Raw genomic sequence first — 17,312 nt, 5'->3', positions numbered from 1 at the left:
ACTATGGCTGCACCCTTTCAGCTTACGGTCATAACCCCCGAAAAGACCTTCTTTGACGGGGAGACCACTCAGATAATCGTCCGCACTACCGAGGGCGATATCGGTATTCTGGCAAATCACACAAGCCTTGTGGCAAGTCTGCCCTCGGGTCCTTTGAAGGTAATGCAGGCGAGCGGCGAATACCGTCTTGCTGCGGTCTCGGCGGGGCTTATCAAGGTGGGCGGAAACAAGGTGAACATCTTTGCGGACGCTGTTGAATGGGCGGACGAGATAGACATTGAATGGGCTAAACGCTCCGAGGAAAACGCTAAGCAGCGTATCGCTGCCAAAAACAGCGAGAGAGATCTTGATCTCGCTGAGCTTAAACTCAAGAGGGCGCTTAACAGAATCAATGTTCACAATACTTTGTTGAAGTAACTTTAAAAGTTAAAGCTGCTCTTGGCGATGCTTTCGTCGGGGGCAGCTTTTGTGTATATTTTATTTTTCGGGAAATTTTGTGATAAGGAAACGGAGAGAAGCAATGCGAACAGAAAATGTTGAGCTTACTGTCTTATGCTTGATACATAAAGATGAAGAATATTTATTACAGAACAGAATAAAAAATGATTGGAAAGGGTATACACTTCCGGGAGGACATATTGAACCGGGAGAATCTATTGTTGATGCTGTTGTCAGGGAGATGAAAGAAGAAACAGGTCTTACAATTTTTAACCCTCACTTATGCGGCGTAAAACAATTTCCGATCGAAAACGGCAGATATATTGTGTTTCTATTTGAAACAAACCAATTTGAAGGCGAGTTGAGAAGTTCTGAAGAAGGAAAAATGTATTGGGTAAAAAAATCAGAATTGCCAACAATAGATCTTGTGAATGATTTTTATGATCTGCTAAGTGTTATGCTTGATAAAAATTTGTCTGAGTTTCAATATGTAGTCGATGGAGAAGAATGGAGAATTGTAAAGAAATAATCAATTTCCATTTTATCTGAATATTTACAGAAAGGAATATTGATATGACCGACAATGAACTTATGAAAATGGCTGAAAAAGCCTGCGAAAACGCTTATGCGCCCTACTCAAAATTCAAGGTTGGGGCGGCGCTCCTTTCCTCGGACGGACGGGTATTTACGGGGTGCAATGTGGAAAACTCCTCCTACGGGGCGGGGATATGCGCCGAGAGGACTGCTGCTGTCAAGGCGGTCTCCGAGGATGCGGTACGTTTTTCCGCTATTGCAATTGCAAATGCGGGGGGCGGACTTACCTTTCCCTGCGGCATTTGCAGGCAGTTTTTAAGCGAATTTGCGGAAGAGGGTTTCAGAGTTATTCTGAGAAATGACAATGGAAGCCTTGAAATTTTCACCCTTGAGGAGCTTATGCCCCACGGATTTAAGCTGCGGGGGTCGCCCCGCGGCGAGGTCGAGCTGTGAGTTTGTGCGGAACTGCCGCTTTGTCTCCGCGCCGGCGGGGGTCGCCCCGCGGCGAGGTCCGATGTGAGTTTTTGCGGAATGTCGGCTTTGTCTCCGCGCCAACAGAATTTGTATCGGCTCGCAAAAAAATTTATTATGGAATTTAGAGGAGATCAAATGAATAACCCTTGGAACTCAATTTATCTTTCCGATTATGAAAATCATATGAGCTCGGATACTGTAATGCAGCTGCAAGTGCTTAATGATATGATGAAGGTGCAGTTAAATTCATACCCTGCCACCAGTGTTATGGTTTTGGGCGTTGCGGGCGGAAATGGGCTTGAACATATTGATACCGACAAATATTCGGCTGTGTATGGTGTTGATATAAATCAGGAATATTTGCAGGAAGTCGAAAAAAGATACAGTAATTTGGGTAATATACTAAAATGCCTTTGCATTGACTTGAGTGCTGAGAGCTCCGCACTGCCAAACGCTGATTTTGTTGTCGCAAATCTGCTTATCGAATATATCGGATATGAGTGCTTTCAGAGTGTTATAAAGCAGGTAAAACCTAAATATATTTCCTGTGGTATTCAAATAAATACAGGTGAGGAATTTGTTTCCGAGTCTCCGTATCTTCACTCGTTTGATGGTTTGAACAGTATACACCACCAAATTGAACTTACGGAATTGAAAAATCATATGGACTGTATCGGTTATCGGTATTTATCCGCCGATGAATATCCGTTACCAAATGGGAAAAAGTTAGTAAAGGCTGATTTTGAAAGTGAATTTACACTCTAAACAATATTTTTTGATATGACCTACAACGAGCTTATGGAAATCGCGAAAAAAGCCTGCGAAAACGCTTATGTGCCCTACTCAAAATTCAAGTGGCGGCAGACTGTGGGCTCGGTAACGGCAGGCTGAGCCTGCAGCCAATCGTTCTATTATTTGTATGGACGACATACTGTCGGCTCGGTAACGGTACATACGCTGAAATTTTTTTAGCCTCTCCCGAAAAAAATTTCAGTAAACACTTGACAAATCAGAAACGTTGTGATATAATTCATATTAAACAGATAGGAAATATCTATATTTAACATTCAAAACATCAGAAAGGCGGATACATATGAAGGTTTATAAGAAGATCACCGACCTTATCGGTCACACCCCCCTGCTGGAGCTTGAGAATATCGAGAAGGAGGAAAAGCTTGAGGCGAAAATTTACGCAAAGCTCGAGTATTTCAATCCCGCAGGCAGCGTTAAGGACAGAATTGCAAAGGCTATGCTGGAAGATGCCGAGGCTAAGGGCGTTTTAAAGCCCGGCAGCACTATTATCGAGCCTACAAGCGGCAACACGGGCATCGGTCTTGCTTCGGCTGCTGCGGCTAAGGGCTACAAGCTCATTATCGCAATGCCCGAGACCATGAGCGTGGAGCGCAGAAAGCTTATGAAGGCATACGGCGCTGAGCTTGTTCTCACCGAGGGCGCAAAGGGTATGAAGGGCGCTATTGCAAAGGCTGAGGAGCTTGCCAAGGAAATTCCCGACAGCTTTATCCCCTCGCAGTTCTCAAATCCCGCTAACCCTGCCGCTCACGAAAAGTCCACAGGCGTTGAGATCTGGGACGACACCGACGGAACCGTTGATATTTTCGTTGCAGGCGTTGGTACGGGCGGTACTATCTCGGGTACGGGAAAATATCTGAAATCCAAAAATCCCAATGTGAAGGTAGTAGCCGTTGAGCCTGCTTCCTCTCCTGTTCTTTCCAAGGGCACCGCAGGTCCTCACAAAATTCAGGGTATCGGCGCAGGATTTGTTCCCGACACTCTTGACACTAAAATTTATGACGAGATACTCCCTGTTGAGAATGATGACGCTTTTGAAACAGGCAGGAGAATTGCCAAGACTGAGGGCGTTCTGGTGGGCATTTCCTCGGGTGCGGCTCTTTATGCGGCTATACAGCTTGCTAAGCGCCCCGAAAACAAGGGCAAGACCATTGTTGCTCTTCTCCCCGACACAGGCGAGAGGTATCTTTCTACCGCTATGTTCTCGGAATAAGGCTTGACAAATCCCATGGAATATGATATACTAAAAACAAAGAAGCAGCCAAATAGACGGCGTGCCTCCAATAGTTGAAGTATTGACAAACGTATAACTATATGCTATAATATTTGTATCATATTAAGACATTATTTATCCACAAGATTGATCTTGTGCCGGTATATCTCATATTTATCCAAAAGAGACCGCCTTGTACGGTCTCTTTTGCTGTTATAGCGAATTAACTGCAGGTTTATAATAAATCAGGAAACAATACCGCCTGCGATATGTTCGGTTACAATCATTTCTTTTTCGGCTTTTTCGGCTTCGGCTCGGGCAGTTCATCGTACATTTCGGTAAAAAGCCGCATGAGCAGCTCTCTGTTGTCCGTATCCTCCACAAGCAGCATTGGCTTTGCGCCCTCATAGGGCGGCTCCATCGGCGCATTCGGCAGATGCTTTTTTGCGGCATTTACGGGCTTTACGAGAAGCCTGTCATCGCATATGTATGCGGCTATCTTTCCGCGGTAATAGACGATATATTCGCCCATCATGGACTTGTGTGTTATATCCTCAAGCCCCGAAAGGCTGTCGAGGATATATTCAAGATATGATTTGCTTGTACCCATAAATTTACATCTCCTTTTTTGTTATGCCATAGGAACATATCCCGTCTCGTCAATAATTCGCTGACCGTTTTCGGAGAGAAACCATTCAATAAGAACGGGAACGTTGGGGTTTTCGTTTCTCTTGTCATAAACTGCATAAAAATCCGCCGCAAGGGGATATTTTCCTTCGGAAATGCTCTCCTTGTCGGGATAAACGCCGTCAAGGGCGAGCATTTTAACTCCGCTGCTTTCCCTCATTCCCTCCACATAATATCGAAACGAAAAGCCGATAGAACTGCCCAGAAAGCTGTCATAGTCGCTGACGGGCGTTTCCCCGTTCATAAATCGGAGAAAGGCGGTCTGGCTGCCGCTGCCCTTCAGCCTTTGAAGCGCACCTATAGGAACATTTTTTCCGCCAAGCTCCGACCAGCTTTTGTATTTGCCTGTGTAAATTCCCCGTATTTCCTCGCTTGTAAGAGAATCAACGGGATTTTCGGAATTAACGATGAACACAAAAGCGTCGTGACCGATAGGAACAAATTCAAGCTCCGCTCCCACATTTTCCGCATATTCAAGCTGCTCCTTTGAGGGGGCGGCACATATGGCGATATCGGCGTTTCCGTCCGCCACCGCTTTGTATGCTTTCAGAGTATTTCTCATCTGAAGCTTGCTTTCGGAGGTGAATCTCTCCCCGTCAAAGCATACCGAGCTTTCGGGATATACTGCGTTCACAAAGGCGGAATATACGGGATAAAGCCCCTCCGCTCCGTCTATAACCGGCAGCTCTCCCTCAAGGGGCAGGCTGTCCCTTAGCTTAACTATCTCCGAATTTTCATCAAATGGAAGATATTTGTCAAGTTCAATAGAGCGCACCTGTCTGCTCGGGGAATTATCGGTCAGACACCGTTTTGTGCAGAAGTTCCACACGAAAATGTCCGCTGTGATAAACACCGCTGCCGTAAGGATAAGAACAGTAATTTGTTTTACAAGCTTCATTTTGTCACCTGCCGTTTGCAATGAATGAGATGATAGATACATCGGAATACAAAACGGCGGTATAGACCACAAGGGCAACAAGCGAAGCCCCGCCTATTGCCGCTGTAAGAATAAGAAGCCGTCTGAAGGTTTTATCGCTCATACCGCCCCTCCTTACATCAGGGTTATGGCTGTGGAAAACAGCCACGCAAGGAATATGAGCACTCCTGTGAAAAGCAGAACGATACCCATTACAACAGCCGATACGGTAAGGTCGGTTTTAAGCTTTTCATATTCCTTCATATTCTCCTTTGACGCACTGCGAAAATCCTTGAGGCGGTCGAAAAACCATACTATTACCGCAATATTCACTACTGCGGCGAATATAATACCAAGTACCATTTCCCGATCACCCTTTCATTTTATTATAGCCTTAACGATAAGCCCGATAATTATCAGCCATATGATTATTATGGGCAGAGAATAATACCACTGCTTTTTCGGTGACACCCTTCCCTCGGCGGCTTTTTTTGCGCACTCTGCCAGCACCTCACCCGGGATAAGCTTTACGGCTATGGCGATAAGCCCCGAAAGGATAAGAACATCATCAAGATATCCCAGAACGGGTATAAAATCGGGGATCAGGTCAATTGGCGACAGGGCATAGCCGAGAGCCAAGCCTGCCGCTATTTTTGCCGCAAGGGGCGTGTCCTTGTGACCCAGAGCCAGGAAAACTGCGGGGATATAGTCTTTGAGGATAGCAGCACGCTGTTTCAGGGTAAGCTTGTCGTTTATTGCCTCACCAAATTCCTCCCACTCGGCGGTCATATGAGAGCAGGCAAATTTAATGTGATACCATGTACGCTCGTCGTCCTCGATGTTTATTTCCGCCCAAAGCTCGTATCCTCCGTCACATTCCTGCACATCAAGAGAGAAAATGTCCATATCTCCGCCGCCGCAAAGCCTTTCCTCAAGTGAAGAAAGCTCGCTTTTGTATAGCTGCCTGTCCTTGTTTTTTCTGACGGAGTTGTCCTTGATATTAAGCACAGATATGCCGTGAAGAAGGGCGCTTTTTATACGGAAGTCCGAAAGGGTTAGCCGCAGCTTCGGGATACAGCGCTTTTTGCCCGTATCGTTTCCCGGGGCGTTCTGCTCGGCAATGCAGTCCGAAATACAGATAACAAGGTCTTTTCCGTTTATCTGAACGGAGTTTATGTCGGTATCCGTAAATTCAAAATAATTTAAATCGGTATTTTCGGCGGTATATTTCATATTGTCACACCTGCAAATTCCCTTTCGCCCACGATAACGGGGCTTTCGATGTAGCTTACTCTGCGCTCCCTGCGGACAAAGCTTATCTCAGGCTCATTTCCCGCAAGCCTTTCAAGGGCAAGTCGGGGAATGTTCACCTCAGCCGCAAGGCAGGAAAGCTGGACTCCTCCCGACATTCGGGTGTTTACCTCCAGCAGATAGGGCTTTCCCTCGTGGTATTTAAACTGAACATTGCAGGGCATTTTTAGTCCCGAACGCTTTAGGAACTCCTCGCAGAAGGACACTATCTCCTCCTCGTATTTTACGGTGTAGATACGTCCCTGAGACTTGTAGCGGGGAATTATTACGCTGCCGCCATCTCTGTAAAAGCAGTCTGCGCTGACCTCCACCCCCGTAAGATAGGGCATCATCAGCAATGGCTTTGAGAAATCATAGCCCGAAAGTATCGCTTCCGCATTTTCATAGCTTATCTTCATTCCGGGAGCCTTGTAAAGTCCGCCTGCGTCCCTCATAAAATTGTCGATAACACGAAAGCTCACCGCTCCCTCATCGGCGGCAAATTTAAAGCAGGCACGTTCATACTCCGCCGTTATTGCCTTATACGCGTTACGGAAATCCTCAAGGCTCTTTACCTCAAACCGCAGGGGAACATATTCGGGAGCAAAGCCTTCAAACCATTTATATGCCCGCTCCTTGTTGCGGAGCGTGTCAAGCATATGAGGGTCTGTGTCCATAAGGAGCTTTACGCCGATATCATCAAATAAGGGCGCATTTTCCGCAATTACTCCCATTCCCCGACGGGGAACGAACACGTTCACATTATGGCTGCGGCAGAGATCCAGACAGAAGGATACATATTCCTCCTCGGGCAGCTCGGGCTCGGTGTACCATTCATCGCAGGCAAGCCCCACCACGCTGTGGGGATTGCTGCTTGAGCCGATGATAACGTCTCCCTCGCCTTTCATTAAATTGATTATATGATAGGCGGTGCTGAACCAGTGGTTGAACCATATCCTCATTTATAAGTCTCCCTTGACAGAATTTGTATTGCTATGTCAATATTTTACCACGAGGGGGATATTATGTCAAGGCAGGAAAATTCTTATGGGGCTGCCCGATTTGAAGCAAATTCTTCCTTTGGTAAAAAAATCCTCCGCAAAACGCCTTAAATTTATCCAAATTACCCGTATCATTTAACAAAATTAGCCCTTGACAAAGTCGGGAAAAGATGGTACAATTGTAATTGTGTCGAATACATTTGTATTTCATACAAGGACTTGAAGAAAAGCTTTGTGCTTTCCGAAGGAAGTGAGCTTCAGAAATGTCAGAACCAAGTATTACAGCGGATACCGATGCTTCGGAAACCAGATACGCAGTTGTGAGCTGCGATGTCCTGCCCGAGGTTTTCATAAAGGTCATGGAGGTAAAAAGACTCCTTGCCTGCGGAGACGAGAAAAGCTCCGCTTCCGCCTGCAAACGGGCGGATATATCCCGCTCGGCTTTCTATAAATACCGCGACAGCGTTTTCACCTATGAGGAAAAGCTCAAGGGGCGGACAGTCTCCCTTTATGCGGTGCTGAGAGATACACCGGGAGTGCTTTCCTCGGTGCTCGCCTGCCTGCACAGATGCAATGCGAATGTGCTGACCCTGAACCAGAGCGTTCCCATTGACGGCGCGGCGGCAGTGACGGTAACAGTCAAGCTCTCGGGCAGACCCATGGACGGCGCTTCCCTGCGAAAAGAGGTATGCGGCGTGGATGGCGTTGTGGAAGTGCGGCTCATTTCTGAAGAATGAGCGGCTCATTTCCGAGGAATGAGCGGCAGCAAAGCTTATTATCATCTTTGTTTTTACGAATAAAGATATTTATATATTACAGATTGGAGATAAACATTATGGCAAAATTAGCAGTACTGGGACACGGAGTTGTGGGCTCGGGAACGGTGGAGCTGTTCCTTAAAAACAAGGACAAAATAAACAAGAGAGGCGGCATTGACCTTGAGCTGGGCTACGTTCTCGATATCAGAGACTTTCCCGGTCTCCCCTATTCCGACAAATTTACAAAGGATATAAACGATATCTTAAACGATGACGATGTTACCGTTGTTGCAGAGGTAATGGGCGGCGTTCACCCTGCCTATGATTTCGTCCTTGCCTGCCTGGGTAGGGGTAAGAGCGTCTGCACATCAAACAAGGAGCTTGTTGCCAAAAAGGGCGCAGAGCTTCTCAAGGCTGCAAAGGAGCATAACTGCAACTTTATGTTCGAGGCTTCCACAGGCGGCGCTATCCCTATCATAAGACCCATTCACCGCTGCCTTGCCGCAAATGACATAACTGCCTGCGCAGGTATTTTAAACGGCACCACAAACTTTATCCTCACCAAGATGATAACCGAGAAAATGTCCTTCGAGGACGCTCTTAAGATGGCTCAGGAGCTGGGCTATGCAGAGAAAAATCCCGCCGCAGACGTGGAGGGCGACGACGCCTGCCGCAAGATATGCATACTCTCCTCCCTTATTTTCGGCAAGCACGTTTACCCCGACTGGGTACACTGCGAAGGTATCACAAAGCTCACTCTCGAGGACGTGGCATATGCGGAGAGCTGGGGCGGAGCAGTTAAGCTCATCGGCTCGGTAAAGCGCACCGAGGACGGAAAGATCCTCCCCATGGTGGCTCCCAGATTTGTATGCGGCGGCTGTCAGCTTTCCCATATTGACGATGTTTTCAACGGCATTATGGTATTCGGCGACGGCTTTGACGAAGTAATGTTCTATGGCAGAGGAGCCGGTAAGCTTCCCACTGCCAGCGCAGTTCTGGGCGACGTTATCGACTGTGCAAAGCATAAGACCACTATCCTTTCCCAGATGTGGGAGGACAGCACCGACAACAGCTTCATTGCCGATCACAAGGAGGACAGCGTTTCGATGTACGTCCGCGTGCAGGGCGCTGCAAAGTCCGATATCGAAAAGCTCTTCGGTGATGTGGAGTACATCACACGTGAGGGTCAGCCCGAAAATGAGCTTGCTTTCATCACTCCCGCTCTCAAGGAAAAGGACATTGACGAAAAGCTTGCAGCACTGAGCGGCACAGTTCTCGGAAAGATAAGAGTTCTTGATATGTGATTTATACTGATTTCAATAAAAAATGACACACTCCCGTACATTCCGGTCGGGGGTGTGTCATTTTTTACAAACAGATCGCCGTTCTTGCCTTATTAACTATAGTCTTGTCGTTTTCATAGGTGAGCATGGTCACGGCATGACCGATATCCACCCAGCGTATCTCGGCTATCTCGTCCTCCTGGGGCGTATAGTCATAGGTCTTTGCCTTGGCGATGAAATAGACCACCACCTTCTGGGTGTCCTTGCGGGGAAAGTAGGTAACGCTTTCACGGAACGTGGGGTCAAGAAGAACGTCCAGCCCCGTTTCCTCCTTTATTTCCCGAAGAGCGGTCTCGGTCTCGCTTTCGCCCTGCTCCATATGCCCCTTGGGAAAGGACCAGTGACCGCTGTTGATATGCTTTATCAGCAGTATTTCGGTATTCCCGTGGTGCTTGCGGTAAACGATAGCTCCGCAGGATTTTTCAAAGGTCATATACTCTGCACACTCCCTTTCGGATAGAAAATCTTTGATTAGTATAATTATAACATAAAAAAATGGATTTGTCTTTAGTTTTTATAAAAAAACACAAAAAATTTGTTTGGAGGTTGTTTTTGCATAAAAAACAGGAAATTAAATTGTAAATATTATACTAATCTTTAATCGTTCTGTAGACAAAGGCGGCAGATAGAACGCTGCCAATCTAGGAAAGCGACCGCAGGCGGGCTGTCGCCCGGCAAGGGAGCTTGACGACGAGTGGCTGCGTTATAGCTGTCGGATTTGTCTATAGGTTGGTTAAAGATTAGTATTATACTATAAAAATATCAAACAGCAAAAAAAGTCTGCCGCAAAAGCTTGCAGCAGACCATGATATACATATTCAGCACTCACATGTGCCCTGATTGTCGATATGCAGCTCCCTGACCTCCCAGCCTGTGAGCCCCATATTGTCAAGAGCAAATCGCATTTTCCCCCCGAAGAATTTGTTTTCCGAGTCAACGATGGTCATAAGAGTAGGCCCTGCGCCGCTTATGTATGCGCCGTATGCCCCGTTTGTGTAGGCGATGTCGAAAATATCCCTTGCATGGGGGATAAGCTCCATGCGGTAGGGCTGGTGGAGCCTGTCATGAACGGCGGTGCGGAGATTTTCGTATTTTCCCGTCAGGAGAGAGGCGGAAAATAGCGCCGCTCTGGACAGGTTGTAAACTGCGTCGGAATGGGAGATTTCCTTGGGCAGGCAGGCTCTCGCCTGTTCGGTTTTCAGCTCGAAATCGGGTATCACTGCGATGAATTTCAGGGTGGTGAAAACCTCCTGCTTTACCCAGTGGACGCTTTTTCCGTCAAAGACTGCGGTAACAATGCCCCCCAGAAGCGCAGGAGCGGTATTGTCGGGGTGCCCTTCTATCTGTGCGGAAAGGTCAACTGTCTCGTCAAGAGAAAGAGGCTCCCCCATAAGCTTATTGGCTCCCACAAGTCCCGCGATGATGCAGGCGCTGGAGCTGCCAAGCCCCCTTGCCATGGGGATATTGTTTGTCTGCTCAATGGTAAGCCCCTTGAAGGGCTTTCCGCAGATATCATAGACGGTTTTTGCGGTGTGGTAGATGAGGTTGCTTTCGTCTGCGGGTATTTCCGTGCCGTCAAGAGAGCGGATATGGCAGCCGTCGCTTTCCTCCATATTTACGTAGTTATAAAAGCTGAGGGCAAGTCCCAGCGCATCAAAGCCTGCGCCCAGGTTTGCGCTGGTGGCGGGTATGCGGAGATGTATCATGGTTTTTGCTGTCCTTTCGGGAGATTATTTCTGCCTTTTATTATACATTTTCCGCCATTGTTTGTCAATGATATTTTTATTACATTTGCGGGGCGGGTGACGACCCGCGGCGAGGTCGCGCTGTGAGTTTGTGTGAGACTTCATTTTTGTTTCCGCGACGATAGATTTTGGGGATTTGTGCCTTCGAACGTTATTGAGCCACAAAAGAGATTTTTTCATAACACCCCAACGATGTCGCCGCGGGTCGTCACCCGCCCCGCAAAAAGTTTATCATAAAAACTATTGATTATATTTTTCCGGTGTGATATAATATGTATAAATGTAATTTTAATCTCGGAGGAATGATCATAATGATAGCTATCGGAAGCGACCACGCAGGTTTTGAATTAAAGCAGGAGGTCGTTAAATACCTCAAGGATAAGGGAATTGAGATCAAGGAAATGGGCTGTATGGACGGCACAAGCTGCGACTATCCCTTAGTGGCAAAGGAGGTATGCGCAGAGGTAACAGAGGGCAGAGCTGAGCTTGCCATACTGGTATGCGGCACAGGTCTCGGCATTTCCATTGCCGCAAACAAGTGCAAGGGCATAAGAGCCGCTGTCTGCACAGACTGCTATATGGCAAAATATACCCGTCTCCACAATGACGCAAACGTCCTTTGTATGGGCGGCAGAGTAATAGGCGCGGGTCTTGCCTGCGAGATAGTTGACGCATTTCTCGGAAATTCCTTCGAGGGCGGCAGACATCAGCGCAGAGTTGACCAGATAACCGCTATCGAGAACGAATAATTTAATTGGAGGTTCTTACTATGGACAGCTTAAAATACACAGTTATCGACCACCCCCTGGTACAGCACAAGCTCTCCCTTATGAGAGATGTTACCACAGGCTCAAAGGAGTTCAGAGAGCTGGTTTCCGAGACTTCTATGCTTATGTGCTACGAGGCTATGAGAGACCTTCCCGTCAAGGAGGTTGACGTGCAGACACCTCTGGGCATTGCAAAGTCCAAGGTCATCTCGGGCAGAAAGCTTGCATATGTTCCCATTCTCAGAGCAGGCCTCGGAATGGTGGACGGCGTCATGAACCTTATCCCCGCCGCAAAGGTGGGTCACATCGGCACCTTCAGAGACCCCGAGACCACAGGTACCGTTGAATATTACTGCAAGCTCCCCAAGGATATCGCAAACAGAGACGTTATCATCGCAGACATTATGCTTGCAACGGGCGGAGCAGCCTGCGAAGCCGTAAATCTCGTGAAGAAGGCAGGGGCAAAGAACGTTAAGTTCATGTGCATCATCGCCAACGAGAGAGGCATTAAGAAGGTAAACGAAACTCACCCCGACGTACAGATATACTGCGCAGCCGTTGACCCCGAGCTCAATGAACAGCTTTACATCGTTCCCGGTCTGGGCGACGCAGGCGACAGAATGTACGGCACAAAGTAATATCCCCCGCATATTCCGGAGAAAAAGGAACTCGTAAAAATGGAGCTTATTTCGGTGATCGTTCCCTGCTACAACGAGCAGGACTCCCTCCCGCTTTTTTACAGGGAGATAACCGCCGTAACGGACGGTATGAAGGAAAAATACTATAATGAGAATATCTCCGACCTCGCCTTTGAGTTTGTTTTCGTAAACGACGGCTCAAAGGACGATACTCTGAAAATACTCAGAGAGCTGTCGGAAAATGATAAGCGGGTGCGCTATGTTTCCTTTTCCCGTAATTTCGGCAAGGAAGCGGCAATGCTGGCAGGGCTTGAGAGATCACGCGGGGATTACTGCGTTATCCTTGACGCCGACCTCCAGCACCCTCCGAAGCTTATCCCTCAGATGTATGATTACGTAAGAAGCGGCGAATATGACTGCGCCGCCACAAGGCGTATCTCCCGAAAAGGAGAGCCGAAGGCACTTTCCTTTTTTGCCCGTTCCTTTTACAAGATAATCAACGGCATTTCCCAGACCCATATCGTTGACGGCGCTCAGGATTTCCGCTTTATGACCCGTCAGATGGTGAACGCCATTCTGGATATGCCCGAAAAGAACCGTTTCTCCAAGGGCATTTTCAGCTGGGTGGGCTTTGATACCAAGTATATCGAGGTGGAAAACACCGAGAGAGCCGCAGGAAAGACCACCTGGAATTTCAAGAAGCTTTTCCTTTATTCCCTTGAGGGCATTTTTGCATTCAGCACCGCTCCCCTGTGGATATCCCTTATTATGGGAATAGTTTTCTGCCTGCTGGCGGCGGCTATGGTCATAAAGACCCTTATCTGCGGCGAGCCTATGGAAGGGTACCCCGTTATAGTTGCCCTCGTATGCCTTATCGGCGGGATACAGCTTTTCTGTATGGGCGTGAGCGGACAGTACATCTCAAAAATGTACACCGAGATAAAGGGCAGACCCAGCTATATTATAAAGGAAACCGAAGAAACCAAGCGCCCCGCGCGCAAAAATAATCCGAAAGGACTGAAATGATATTATGAACATCTGGCACGATATCGAACCCGACAGAATTGTTAAGGACAATTTCTACTCTGTTATCGAGATACCCAAGGGCAGCAAGATGAAATACGAGCTGGACAAGAAAACGGGTATGCTGAAGCTTGACCGCGTGCTTTACACATCTACCCACTACCCCGCAAACTACGGCTTTATCCCCCGTACATACGCCGAGGACGGAGACCCCCTGGACGTTCTCGTACTCTGCTCCGAGTCTATCCTGTCAATGTCTATCGTAAGGTGCTACCCCATCGGCGTTATTTCAATGCTCGATAACGGCGCCATTGATGATAAGATAATCGCCATTCCCTTTAATGACCCCACCTACAACAGCTACCGCGATATCAGCGAGCTGCCCCGCCATATTTTCGAGGAAATGTCCCACTTCTTCAAGGTATACAAGCAGCTTGAAGGCAAGGAGACTGCCATTGACGAGATAAAGGACAGAGAGGCTGCTATCGAAATAGTAGACCACTGCATCGACCGCTACATCGATTATTTCTGCAAGGGAAAGGCAAAAGAACCGACCCCCGAAAAGAAAAAGGAAACTGTTTCCGCAGAGGCGTGATAAAATAAAAAATTTAAGGCTGCCCGTTCGGACAGCCTTTTATTATATCTTAGTAACCGTTCCCCCTGCACCATCCACCGTGACCATATCCCCCGTTTTAAGGACCGTGGTGGCATTGCCGCAGCCCACCACCGCAGGAATGCCAAATTCCCTCGCCACAATGGCAGCGTGGGAAAGGGGCGCGCCTATGTCGGTAATAATAGCCGCCGCCCTGGGGAAAACCACCGTCCAGCCGATGTTCGTCGCAGGAGCAACAAGTATCTCCCCGGGAAGAAGCTCCTCCGCGCAGTCGGAGCTGAAAATGACCCTTACGCGACCCGTGACCACACCTGCCGCTCCCGGAAATCCCTTGATATCCGCCGAAAGGGAGCTGCCGTCGATCTTCTCCGAATAAAAATCATGTCTCCTTTTCTCGTCCGCAAGCCATTTTTCAGGCTCGAACCTGCCGTAAATAAGATTCGGGAAGGCGGGATAGGAAAGATATTTTTCATAGTTCTCCCGTCTCTCGGGAATATGCGCAAGTGCCTTTTTGTCGCCTTTCAGAAGTCCCATCACCTCGGGAAAATACAGCATAAAAATATCCTCGCCGATGCCGTTTAACTCCCCTGCCCTCAGCAGAAATTCCCTCATTATGCAGAAAAGCTTCACGCCCTTGCTCCGCACCTCCTCACGGGAGCGGTTTGCCTCCTTAAAGCTTCGGAGCAGCCTGTCGAGCTTGTTTGCCTTGCGGGGATATTGCTCCTTGAATTTGCGGACAGCTTCATTGTAGCGGCTCTCCTGTTCCGCCCGCATTTTATGTATATCTACCCCCGCTTTTTTGTGCTCCTCAATAATATTGTCGGGGAAATTTTTATCCTCATAGGGATAGGGCGCGGAAAGCTCCATCTCGTTTACGTGCCTGTGACCGCAGAGTCTCACATATTCCTCCCGTGACATATCCCCACTTATAACGTCCTCAAGCAAAAGCAATGGCTTCATACTGTCAAGAGTGCCCGCACCTCCCGAGCAAAGCTCATTTGCCATCTCCTCGCCGCAGATGTCCGACAGCTTCTTTTTCGTGCCGAAAAGGGGAAAAACGTTAACTCCCTTCATTATAGCCCCCAGAGCATCTGACAAAAATTCAGTTCCTTTTGTTTCCCAGAGATCAAACAAAGCCTTGTTGTCGGGGATACGGTGTATCTCATTTATCAGCTCATCGGAAATTTCGATCATTCTCTCCTTAAATTCCCGCTTGTCCCTGCTGCCTGACCTTTTTTTGCCCCCCGGTAAGAAAAGGGACCTCATTTTCTTCCTGAAATTCTTCTTGTCAAAGGGAAATACGGGAACGCTCACACCCTCGGGCAGTTCTCCGGCAATTTCCCTTATTTTCCTGAAAACCGTCTTTTCCGGAACCCCGAGAGCCACCATAAGCGAGCAGATAACGCTTAAATTTGCATAGGGCTGACCGCAGACATTGTCAATAAAGCAGGGCATACCCAGCGCATCGCATATTATCTCCAGCACACTGAAGGTAACGGGCGAAACGGGGCGCATAAATATCTCCCCCACATTGGTTTTCGACAGCAGATATTCCCCCGAAAGACTGCCGTTGACCTTAAAGCTGTCCCTGTACATGCGTTTAAGGGACGTGATGGGACGAGCCTGCAAAATATATACCCTTCCCCCCGATACCGCCCATTCAATGTCCATAGGTCTGCCGTACCCGTTCCTTATGCGTTCGCAGTATTTAAAAAGCCCCTTTGCGTACCGTTCAAATTCAGCATTTCCTTTGTAGGAAAATTTCATAGCGTTAAAGGAAAACTCCTCGGCATTCTTCTCCCCCGAAACCAGAGCCTCCCCCTCGCCCCTGACGTAATTCCCCGTCATGACCGCAGCGCTGCCGCTTATGGGGTCTGCGGTAAATACCACCCCCGCAAATTCGGGTCGCACAAACCGCTGTATCACCACCGCAATGCCGCCGCTTTCCGTGCCCGAGCTTTCGGCATATCTCTTCACACGCACACTGTCCGCCGAAGCCGCCACCTGTTTCACCGCAGAAATAATGTCCTGCCGCTTAACGTCCGTCACCGTCTCGAATGCTCCCGCAAAGGAAGCATTGTCCCCGTCCTCGCAGAGAGCCGAGGAGCGCACCGCATAGGTAAACTTGTCCGAAAGCTTTGAGATAAGCGTTTCCAGCTCGCCCATAGCCGCAGGAATGATCTCTCCTTCAAATGCAGAGGCAATGACTGCATACCCCTCGGGAACGGGCAGCCCCATTTCGGTAAGCCTTGCAAGAGACGCACCCTTTCCGCCGCATAAAGGGCTCACGTCCTCCGAAATATCCTTAAATGAAAATATGTATCTCATAATATCACTCTCCCAGAAGCATATCTATCCGCATATCAATAAACCTGTGAAGCTGCTTGCTGTCTCTGAGGTCAAGCCCCGAAAACCCCGCAAAATCCTCAAGCCTGTAAATTACAAGCTGCATCATGCTCGAAAGCTCATATGCGATCACCCTGCATTCCTCCTCGCTCTTCCGCCCGCCGAAATGCGCCCTTATAAAGGGCAGGCTCGAAGGCTCCTTTGACAGGTCCCTGTGCAGCAGCACATATCCCGTCACCGCCTTAGTGAACTTGTACTCCTTTATGAGAAATTCCGCCGCCGCATAATGCATTTTCCGCAGCTTCTCCTTCGGGGAAAGCTCCGAGCAGATAATGCTTTTTATCCTCGGGTCATCTCTGTAGTCCTTCTCGTTACGGGAAAAAGCCTCAAAAAGCAGCGCCTCCCTCGAGCCAAAGCAGTAGTTTATCATTGAGAGCCGCACTCCCGCCCTCTCCGCAATAGCCCTTGAAGTCACCTCCGAACAGTCGGAGCATTCATTCATCAGCTCCGCCGCCGCATTTCTAAGCTTTTCCTTGGTGATACCCAGCTTTTCGTCCTTTTTCATATGCCTGCCTCCATATTATTGAACGCGTTCAATTTTTATCAGTATAACATATACAAACCCTGCTGTCAATAGCCCTTTAATTTTTCCTGTAAAAAATCAAAAAAGCCCTTCCATTTTCCGATGGGATTTGGTATAATATAAGAGTGTAGAC

21 protein-coding genes are annotated in these 17,312 nt (G+C 48.2%); 11 read left to right on the top strand and 10 right to left on the bottom strand.

What is annotated here, in order from left to right; all coding sequences use genetic code 11:
- Window positions 1-3 precede the first annotated feature (3 nt).
- From atpC to cysK, 5 genes are all read left to right on the top strand, one after another.
- Window positions 4-417 carry an ATP synthase F1 subunit epsilon gene (gene atpC / locus ACI4J0_RS01785; RefSeq protein ID WP_439764101.1) on the top strand — a complete coding sequence of 138 codons (414 nt, stop codon included), beginning with the start codon at window positions 4-6 and terminating at the stop codon, window positions 415-417.
- Between the two features lie 103 nt (window positions 418-520).
- Window positions 521-967 (top strand): 8-oxo-dGTP diphosphatase, encoded by a 447-nt coding sequence (locus ACI4J0_RS01780; protein ID WP_439764100.1) that lies wholly within the window; start codon window positions 521-523, stop codon window positions 965-967.
- 44 nt (window positions 968-1,011) lie between these two features.
- Window positions 1,012-1,425 carry a cytidine deaminase gene (cdd, locus tag ACI4J0_RS01775; protein ID WP_439764099.1) on the top strand — a complete coding sequence of 138 codons (414 nt, stop codon included), beginning with the start codon at window positions 1,012-1,014 and terminating at the stop codon, window positions 1,423-1,425.
- Between the two features lie 156 nt (window positions 1,426-1,581).
- Complete coding sequence (locus tag ACI4J0_RS01770; protein ID WP_439764098.1) at window positions 1,582-2,211, top strand: class I SAM-dependent methyltransferase; 630 nt, start codon at window positions 1,582-1,584, stop codon at window positions 2,209-2,211.
- A 328-nt stretch (window positions 2,212-2,539) separates the two neighbouring features.
- The gene (cysK, locus tag ACI4J0_RS01765) at window positions 2,540-3,469 is read left to right on the top strand and encodes a cysteine synthase A (protein ID WP_439764097.1); all 930 of its coding nucleotides are present in this window, start codon (window positions 2,540-2,542) and stop codon (window positions 3,467-3,469) included.
- A gap of 283 nt (window positions 3,470-3,752) precedes the next feature.
- On the opposite strand, the gene ACI4J0_RS01760 is transcribed toward cysK, so the two are convergent.
- The 6 genes from ACI4J0_RS01760 to ACI4J0_RS01735 are packed head-to-tail and all read right to left on the bottom strand — an operon-like array spanning window position 3,753 to window position 7,324.
- Entirely contained in the window at window positions 3,753-4,079 is a 327-nt protein-coding gene (locus ACI4J0_RS01760) for a TfoX/Sxy family protein (protein ID WP_439764096.1), read from the bottom strand.
- A gap of 21 nt (window positions 4,080-4,100) precedes the next feature.
- Complete coding sequence (locus ACI4J0_RS01755) at window positions 4,101-5,054, bottom strand: PstS family phosphate ABC transporter substrate-binding protein (protein WP_439764095.1); 954 nt, start codon at window positions 5,052-5,054, stop codon at window positions 4,101-4,103.
- Between the two features lie 4 nt (window positions 5,055-5,058).
- A complete protein-coding gene (locus ACI4J0_RS01750) occupies window positions 5,059-5,196 on the bottom strand; it encodes a hypothetical protein (RefSeq protein ID WP_439764094.1) in 138 nt (45 codons plus the stop codon).
- Between the two features lie 11 nt (window positions 5,197-5,207).
- Window positions 5,208-5,435, bottom strand: coding sequence for a hypothetical protein (locus ACI4J0_RS01745; protein ID WP_439764093.1), 228 nt, complete (start codon window positions 5,433-5,435; stop codon window positions 5,208-5,210).
- Window positions 5,436-5,450: 15 nt separating this feature from the next.
- Window positions 5,451-6,305 carry a YkvA family protein gene (locus ACI4J0_RS01740; protein ID WP_439764092.1) on the bottom strand — a complete coding sequence of 285 codons (855 nt, stop codon included), beginning with the start codon at window positions 6,303-6,305 and terminating at the stop codon, window positions 5,451-5,453.
- Window positions 6,302-7,324: an ATP-grasp domain-containing protein gene (locus ACI4J0_RS01735; RefSeq protein ID WP_439764091.1), complete on the bottom strand. Its 1,023-nt coding sequence runs from the start codon at window positions 7,322-7,324 to the stop codon at window positions 6,302-6,304. Before ACI4J0_RS01735 ends, ACI4J0_RS01740 begins: the two co-directional genes overlap by 4 nt.
- Before the next feature lie 302 nt (window positions 7,325-7,626).
- Here ACI4J0_RS01735 and ACI4J0_RS01730 point away from each other — a divergent pair, with 302 nt between their 5' ends.
- Together ACI4J0_RS01730 and ACI4J0_RS01725 are read left to right on the top strand one after the other, a co-directional pair.
- A complete protein-coding gene (locus ACI4J0_RS01730; RefSeq protein WP_439764090.1) occupies window positions 7,627-8,100 on the top strand; it encodes an ACT domain-containing protein in 474 nt (157 codons plus the stop codon).
- A gap of 98 nt (window positions 8,101-8,198) precedes the next feature.
- Window positions 8,199-9,425: a homoserine dehydrogenase gene (locus tag ACI4J0_RS01725; protein WP_439764089.1), complete on the top strand. Its 1,227-nt coding sequence runs from the start codon at window positions 8,199-8,201 to the stop codon at window positions 9,423-9,425.
- Between the two features lie 64 nt (window positions 9,426-9,489).
- On the opposite strand, the gene ACI4J0_RS01720 is transcribed toward ACI4J0_RS01725, so the two are convergent.
- Together ACI4J0_RS01720 and thrB are read right to left on the bottom strand one after the other, a co-directional pair.
- On the bottom strand, window positions 9,490-9,897 hold the full coding sequence (locus ACI4J0_RS01720) for a bis(5'-nucleosyl)-tetraphosphatase (protein WP_432650943.1): 408 nt from the start codon (window positions 9,895-9,897) through the stop codon (window positions 9,490-9,492).
- 385 nt (window positions 9,898-10,282) lie between these two features.
- Window positions 10,283-11,170 (bottom strand): homoserine kinase, encoded by an 888-nt coding sequence (thrB, locus tag ACI4J0_RS01715; RefSeq protein WP_439764088.1) that lies wholly within the window; start codon window positions 11,168-11,170, stop codon window positions 10,283-10,285.
- A gap of 350 nt (window positions 11,171-11,520) precedes the next feature.
- On the opposite strand from thrB, the gene rpiB reads away from it, so the two are divergent.
- Genes rpiB through ACI4J0_RS01695 form a run of 4 tightly spaced genes read left to right on the top strand, consistent with a single transcriptional unit; the run spans window position 11,521 to window position 14,232 of the window.
- Complete coding sequence (rpiB, locus tag ACI4J0_RS01710; RefSeq protein WP_439764087.1) at window positions 11,521-11,958, top strand: ribose 5-phosphate isomerase B; 438 nt, start codon at window positions 11,521-11,523, stop codon at window positions 11,956-11,958.
- A gap of 20 nt (window positions 11,959-11,978) precedes the next feature.
- Complete coding sequence (gene upp, locus ACI4J0_RS01705) at window positions 11,979-12,614, top strand: uracil phosphoribosyltransferase (RefSeq protein WP_439764086.1); 636 nt, start codon at window positions 11,979-11,981, stop codon at window positions 12,612-12,614.
- A gap of 39 nt (window positions 12,615-12,653) precedes the next feature.
- Window positions 12,654-13,640, top strand: a complete 987-nt coding sequence (locus ACI4J0_RS01700; RefSeq protein WP_439764085.1) for a glycosyltransferase family 2 protein — start codon at window positions 12,654-12,656, stop codon at window positions 13,638-13,640.
- Between the two features lie 4 nt (window positions 13,641-13,644).
- Window positions 13,645-14,232 (top strand): inorganic diphosphatase, encoded by a 588-nt coding sequence (locus ACI4J0_RS01695; RefSeq protein WP_439764084.1) that lies wholly within the window; start codon window positions 13,645-13,647, stop codon window positions 14,230-14,232.
- A gap of 42 nt (window positions 14,233-14,274) precedes the next feature.
- On the opposite strand, the gene ACI4J0_RS01690 is transcribed toward ACI4J0_RS01695, so the two are convergent.
- Together ACI4J0_RS01690 and ACI4J0_RS01685 are read right to left on the bottom strand one after the other, a co-directional pair.
- The gene (locus tag ACI4J0_RS01690; protein WP_439764083.1) at window positions 14,275-16,578 is read right to left on the bottom strand and encodes a PEP/pyruvate-binding domain-containing protein; all 2,304 of its coding nucleotides are present in this window, start codon (window positions 16,576-16,578) and stop codon (window positions 14,275-14,277) included.
- Between the two features lie 4 nt (window positions 16,579-16,582).
- The gene (locus ACI4J0_RS01685; protein ID WP_439764082.1) at window positions 16,583-17,161 is read right to left on the bottom strand and encodes a TetR/AcrR family transcriptional regulator; all 579 of its coding nucleotides are present in this window, start codon (window positions 17,159-17,161) and stop codon (window positions 16,583-16,585) included.
- Between the last annotated feature and the right edge of the window lie 151 nt (window positions 17,162-17,312).

The organism is Huintestinicola sp., from assembly GCF_051882455.1.
Taxonomy (GTDB): domain Bacteria; phylum Bacillota; class Clostridia; order Oscillospirales; family Ruminococcaceae; genus Huintestinicola.
The sequence above is the reverse complement of the archived record's forward strand: the minus strand, read 5'-3'. Positions and strand labels throughout refer to the sequence as shown.

What these genes read in the sequence shown, in the direction of transcription:
- atpC (WP_439764101.1), top strand. Translation starts at nt 4, where the DNA reads ATGGCTGCACCCTTTCAGCTTACGGTCATAACCCCCGAAAAGACCTTC.
- ACI4J0_RS01780 (WP_439764100.1), top strand. Translation starts at nt 521, where the DNA reads ATGCGAACAGAAAATGTTGAGCTTACTGTCTTATGCTTGATACATAAA.
- cdd (WP_439764099.1), top strand. Translation starts at nt 1,012, where the DNA reads ATGACCGACAATGAACTTATGAAAATGGCTGAAAAAGCCTGCGAAAAC.
- ACI4J0_RS01770 (WP_439764098.1), top strand. Translation starts at nt 1,582, where the DNA reads ATGAATAACCCTTGGAACTCAATTTATCTTTCCGATTATGAAAATCAT.
- cysK (WP_439764097.1), top strand. Translation starts at nt 2,540, where the DNA reads ATGAAGGTTTATAAGAAGATCACCGACCTTATCGGTCACACCCCCCTG.
- ACI4J0_RS01760 (WP_439764096.1), bottom strand. Translation starts at nt 4,079, where the DNA reads ATGGGTACAAGCAAATCATATCTTGAATATATCCTCGACAGCCTTTCG.
- ACI4J0_RS01755 (WP_439764095.1), bottom strand. Translation starts at nt 5,054, where the DNA reads ATGAAGCTTGTAAAACAAATTACTGTTCTTATCCTTACGGCAGCGGTG.
- ACI4J0_RS01750 (WP_439764094.1), bottom strand. Translation starts at nt 5,196, where the DNA reads ATGAGCGATAAAACCTTCAGACGGCTTCTTATTCTTACAGCGGCAATA.
- ACI4J0_RS01745 (WP_439764093.1), bottom strand. Translation starts at nt 5,435, where the DNA reads ATGGTACTTGGTATTATATTCGCCGCAGTAGTGAATATTGCGGTAATA.
- ACI4J0_RS01740 (WP_439764092.1), bottom strand. Translation starts at nt 6,305, where the DNA reads ATGAAATATACCGCCGAAAATACCGATTTAAATTATTTTGAATTTACG.
- ACI4J0_RS01735 (WP_439764091.1), bottom strand. Translation starts at nt 7,324, where the DNA reads ATGAGGATATGGTTCAACCACTGGTTCAGCACCGCCTATCATATAATC.
- ACI4J0_RS01730 (WP_439764090.1), top strand. Translation starts at nt 7,627, where the DNA reads ATGTCAGAACCAAGTATTACAGCGGATACCGATGCTTCGGAAACCAGA.
- ACI4J0_RS01725 (WP_439764089.1), top strand. Translation starts at nt 8,199, where the DNA reads ATGGCAAAATTAGCAGTACTGGGACACGGAGTTGTGGGCTCGGGAACG.
- ACI4J0_RS01720 (WP_432650943.1), bottom strand. Translation starts at nt 9,897, where the DNA reads ATGACCTTTGAAAAATCCTGCGGAGCTATCGTTTACCGCAAGCACCAC.
- thrB (WP_439764088.1), bottom strand. Translation starts at nt 11,170, where the DNA reads ATGATACATCTCCGCATACCCGCCACCAGCGCAAACCTGGGCGCAGGC.
- rpiB (WP_439764087.1), top strand. Translation starts at nt 11,521, where the DNA reads ATGATAGCTATCGGAAGCGACCACGCAGGTTTTGAATTAAAGCAGGAG.
- upp (WP_439764086.1), top strand. Translation starts at nt 11,979, where the DNA reads ATGGACAGCTTAAAATACACAGTTATCGACCACCCCCTGGTACAGCAC.
- ACI4J0_RS01700 (WP_439764085.1), top strand. Translation starts at nt 12,654, where the DNA reads ATGGAGCTTATTTCGGTGATCGTTCCCTGCTACAACGAGCAGGACTCC.
- ACI4J0_RS01695 (WP_439764084.1), top strand. Translation starts at nt 13,645, where the DNA reads ATGAACATCTGGCACGATATCGAACCCGACAGAATTGTTAAGGACAAT.
- ACI4J0_RS01690 (WP_439764083.1), bottom strand. Translation starts at nt 16,578, where the DNA reads ATGAGATACATATTTTCATTTAAGGATATTTCGGAGGACGTGAGCCCT.
- ACI4J0_RS01685 (WP_439764082.1), bottom strand. Translation starts at nt 17,161, where the DNA reads ATGAAAAAGGACGAAAAGCTGGGTATCACCAAGGAAAAGCTTAGAAAT.